This is a genomic window from Corallococcus praedator (genome assembly GCF_003612125.1).
Classification (GTDB): Bacteria; Myxococcota; Myxococcia; order Myxococcales; family Myxococcaceae; genus Corallococcus; species Corallococcus praedator.
Genome location: NZ_RAWI01001011.1, coordinates 1 through 450 on the forward strand (window position 1 = coordinate 1; position 450 = coordinate 450).

General features: G+C 64.9%; 1 protein-coding gene. It reads right to left on the bottom strand.

Annotation, left to right across the window (positions count from 1 at the left end):
* Nucleotides 1–450: PDC sensor domain-containing protein (locus D7Y13_RS42810; RefSeq protein WP_208734632.1), on the bottom strand; the 450-nt coding region annotated here is incomplete at both ends.

Sequence of the window (450 nt, forward strand, 5' to 3'; positions counted from 1 at the left end):
GCTCACGCAGGTGGTTTTCCGCCATCACGCGGCCCCGCAGCGCAAAAGCCAGGAGCCATACGCCTGCGCAGAAGGCGAGGCTGACCGACAGCGACGACAACCCGACGATCCACGACAGCCGTTGCCACGGTGCAAGCGCGTCGCTCATGGCGGGGGCAACGACCGCGATGAACGGTGTGCCCGGCACGCGCTGAAACGTGTAGAGCCGCAGCACACCGTCGCTGGACGACGGCGCCACGTAAAAGCCGGACTCCTGATTCACCATGCGCGGGAACGTCAACGATTTGTTGAGATCGGGTGCCCGAGCCGCGCTGGGCGGTGGATTTCTCGCCAGCAGCGTGCCGTCGGTGCGCACGATGGCCGTAACGCCGCGTGGCCCCACATCGAGCTTTTCAAGAAGCTGCTTGAAGTAATCGAGGTCGATTGCCACCAGTGCGGTGCCCGCAAACG